Genomic DNA, 3,782 nt, shown 5'->3' on the forward strand with positions numbered 1-3,782 from the left:
AATTTTTTTATTACAAGCATTCCTTCTGTTTATCTAAACATAATCCATTCCTATTAATTCTTTATATAAATATCTTTATTCCTATCAAAAGTAAAGTCTTCTAATAATCAACATCCAGAAGATATTAGAAGACTTTGTAATCATCAACAGAATTAACATTGTTACTAGGATTTATTTAATCATCTATATTACTATAAACTAAAACCTGCGTAGTTTTTAGCAACTTCAATTACTCTATACACATCAAGATTATTTTGAATTTTTTCTTCATTTCTACGAATAAAATCCACAAAATCACGCCAAAAAATTTGAGAAAGCTCATAGCTTCCTTCACTTAAAAGTGCCAAAGATGTAGCTAATTTTATAACGTATTCTCTATGGTAGCCAAGCTGTATCCATTGTTCTTTTATGAAGCCATCATGCTCACTAATATTTTTTTCAATCAAAGAAAGACTAGACTGAGCTAAATGAACAACTGTTTTATAGTTTAAACTCAGTTTTGGATTTATCCGATTACCTATAGCATTAAAATGATCACATGATGAATACGTTGATAATTGTTCTAGATATTGAACTATCGTATGCCAATCGGATCCATATAAATTAGAGAAATAATCAGCCAACAGTTCTTCATAGTTAATATTTTTATCCCAAAGTACTTCTCCCATTACATAGTTTGGGAAATTGTGTGGAAAACCTGCACGTAGTTCTTGACAACTAATATATCCACCTAAATTAATCCTATCTAAATACTTAATATCTCGACTAATTACTTGACTAATCTTCATATAACCTAAATCACCATAATGTGCACGCCCTAATGGGTAATCATATACAAAACTATCTCCGCCAAAACATTTTTGCCAACTAAAAAGATAAGAAAGATTTTCTTCTAATGAATTTGGTAAAATAATTTTATTTCGAATATATTGATTAGGTGTAGGAATTCCTTGATCGTAATCTACATCAGCATAGCTTTTCTCAAAAGTTCTTGTAATTGGCGCAAACATCATTGTAAAACGATCTGGATTTTTTATTTCCTCTTTTTGAGGAGCAAATAACAATTCATGATATAATAAAAAACAGATTTTTGTTTCCAATTTCTCCCTTGTTAAAGCTGAATCTAATTGATTCAAAATCCGAACATATTGATCTGAAGGTAAAGCTTTTTGACATTTTGAACATTCACAAATATTATTGCGCGCGTCAGATAACCAAACATGAAGATAGTCTACATCTTTTCTTTCTTTAGCATAAGCAACTATCAATTCTACCATTTTATTACCAACTTCAGGATTAGAAAAATCTAAACTAGTAAGTATTGGAGCTGTATCATATAATTCACGTTCGCCATTAAGTTCTGCAACTAACGGTTTCTTCTCTTCTGGTAATTTTATTCCTGATTCCCATCCAAATTTTGAAGAATAACCTAAAACTTCACCTGTCCATCCATGGCCTACTCTATGTTGTCTTAAGCTACGTTTATGGATTTCCATATCAATTTTATTACTCATTTCCTCAGCAATTTCATTAGAGAACTCTTCTTTCTGTATATAAGGATTAAATTCATGATCATACCAACGTTTTAAAAATGAATATGGATTTTCAAATTGAATAAAGAATGAATTCATCCCTATCTTGGGTAACCAATCAATAAAATTGCATACATTTTCAAAGGAATCTGCACCTTCTATGCAAACACCTCTGTGCTTAAAACTTGCTTTTTCATCTATATTAATATCCGCTTCTATAAAATGAGCAAAATTAAGATCAGGTAAAATTTCATTTTTTTTGCCAGGTCTTAAATAACGCACTCCAAAAACTTTAAACAATTTATAAAAAGCTATAACAAGTCCTATCTCACTATTGGAAACAACTTGACCTTCTCCTCTTTTTAAATTAATTGATACCTTTTCTACTGATAATTTATCTGGGATAATATCAAAAACTAAAGTCGCTTGTTTTTTTTCATTAATAAAATCTGGGTTAATTTTAAATACTTTTGAAAAATAGTATTCACATTCTTTTTTTAAAAAAAGAGCATTCTTTACACGATCACTAAAATAGATACTTAAATTCATCTCTTCACCTCATTTTTTACTTTCATCTAATAAATTGTTTCGATCGGCAGCCTTAAAAAAAGGAAAATAGATCATAAAGGATATCAAAACTAGAATTACTTGTAATACTGCCCCTTGCCAACTTCCTGTTGCCAAAAATCCACCAATGATTGGAGGAGTCGTCCATGGCAAAGTAACTCCTGTAGTATATGGTACTAATCCCATAGCCATTGAAAAATAGGTTATAATCGCATTCACTATTGGAGTAAATACAAATGGAATCAACATAATCGGATTTAATACCGTAGGAAATGTAAATAGAATAGCTGTATTTATATTGAATAACGCTGGTATTCCTGACACCTTTCCAAGAGTTTTATATTCTTTACTTTTGCTAAAAAATAGCAAACATAAAGCTAAACCGATGGTTGCACCACCACCACCAATATATACAAATAAATCCATAAACGGAGCAGTTACAATGTGAGGTAGTACCTCTCCAGCCGCTTGAGCAATTCTATTATCATCAGCATATTGAATCCACAATGGATTCATCACCGAACCAACAACTTGTCCTCCATTTACACCACAAAACCAAAAAATAGAATTTAATAACACTGCGACAAATGTTCCAGGCAAAGTACTTGCAATATACCCTAATGGAGTACCAATAATAACTGATAAAATATTATTCAAACTTCCTAAACCAGATACTTCAATTAATTTAAGTGTTCCAGCAAATAAAATTAAAATAACTACACCTGGTATCAATGCTGAAAATGATTTACTTACTACATCAGGCACACTTTCAGGCATTTTTATAGTAATCTTTTTTTGAATAAACCATCTATATATTTCAGCCGAAATCATTCCTACAACAATAGCAGCAAAAATACCTTTACCACCTAGCATGCCATATGGAATTCCTAAATTATCAGCTTTATCAACAATCGATGGAGTCATTAAAAGAAAAGCTCCTAAGGCTAATACTCCCGAAGAGGGTCCGTCTGTATCATAAGATTCTGCCAGACGATAAGCAATCCCAAAAACTGTAACTAATGCCATTAACCCAAAAGAATTATTAGCCATAGTATTTAATAAAGAAGATAAATCCCAATGTGATTTAAGCCAGTCATTCCACGCGGTAATCGGAAAATCTTTTATTAAAACAAAAAAAGAACCGATCAAAACTAATGGCATTGCCATCATAATTCCTTCTCTTAGTGCCCGTAAATGCCGCTGTGTTCCAATTTTCTCTCCCAATGGAGCTAATTTATTCTCAAGAAAACTTAAGAATTTATTCATTTTTACCCCTTCTTTCTTTATTTTTTATAAACAAAGAATATCAAGTAAGCGTTTCAAAGTCAATATTTATTTTTATAAAAAAATAAAAGAATATGGTATACTGTTTTTAAACTAATGAAGGGAATTGGCTGATTATGACCAAAAAAAGTATAACTGAAGTATTTTCAAAGAATAGATCTACAGTTATTCAGCATTTATATAGGCATCCAAAAACTTCTAGAATTGAAATTTCTAAACTAACTGGTTTGACACCAGCAACTATTACAAAAATAACAGGAGAACTTATAGATGAAAACATTATTATAGAAACAGGAGATGAAGTTAATAAGAATACAGGCTCCGGTAGAAAGCAAAAAATCATCAAATTAAATGAAAATAATGCTGTTGTTATAGGAGTTGAGGTAAATGTTAAGGGAA

Annotated in this window: 3 protein-coding genes; 1 reads left to right on the forward strand and 2 read right to left on the reverse strand. The window is 30.6% G+C overall.

Annotated elements, in window-relative coordinates; translation table 11 throughout:
• Positions 1 to 191 precede the first annotated feature (191 nt).
• Positions 192 to 2,081 carry a DUF4838 domain-containing protein gene (locus A5883_RS11770; RefSeq protein WP_086338630.1) on the reverse strand — a complete coding sequence of 630 codons (1,890 nt, stop codon included), beginning with the start codon at positions 2,079 to 2,081 and terminating at the stop codon, positions 192 to 194.
• Positions 2,082 to 2,090: 9 nt separating this feature from the next.
• The gene (celB, locus tag A5883_RS11775; protein ID WP_086338631.1) at positions 2,091 to 3,365 is read right to left on the reverse strand and encodes a PTS cellobiose transporter subunit IIC; all 1,275 of its coding nucleotides are present in this window, start codon (positions 3,363 to 3,365) and stop codon (positions 2,091 to 2,093) included.
• 134 nt (positions 3,366 to 3,499) lie between these two features.
• Here celB and A5883_RS11780 point away from each other — a divergent pair.
• The coding region (locus A5883_RS11780) for a MarR family winged helix-turn-helix transcriptional regulator (protein ID WP_141108418.1) at positions 3,500 to 3,782 on the forward strand (283 nt) is incomplete at its 3' end.

It is taken from the genome of Enterococcus sp. 5B3_DIV0040, from assembly GCF_002140755.1.
GTDB classification, from domain to species: domain Bacteria; phylum Bacillota; class Bacilli; order Lactobacillales; family Enterococcaceae; genus Enterococcus_D; species Enterococcus_D casseliflavus.

What these genes read in the sequence shown, in the direction of transcription:
- A5883_RS11770 (WP_086338630.1), bottom strand. Translation starts at nt 2,081, where the DNA reads ATGAATTTAAGTATCTATTTTAGTGATCGTGTAAAGAATGCTCTTTTT.
- celB (WP_086338631.1), bottom strand. Translation starts at nt 3,365, where the DNA reads ATGAATAAATTCTTAAGTTTTCTTGAGAATAAATTAGCTCCATTGGGA.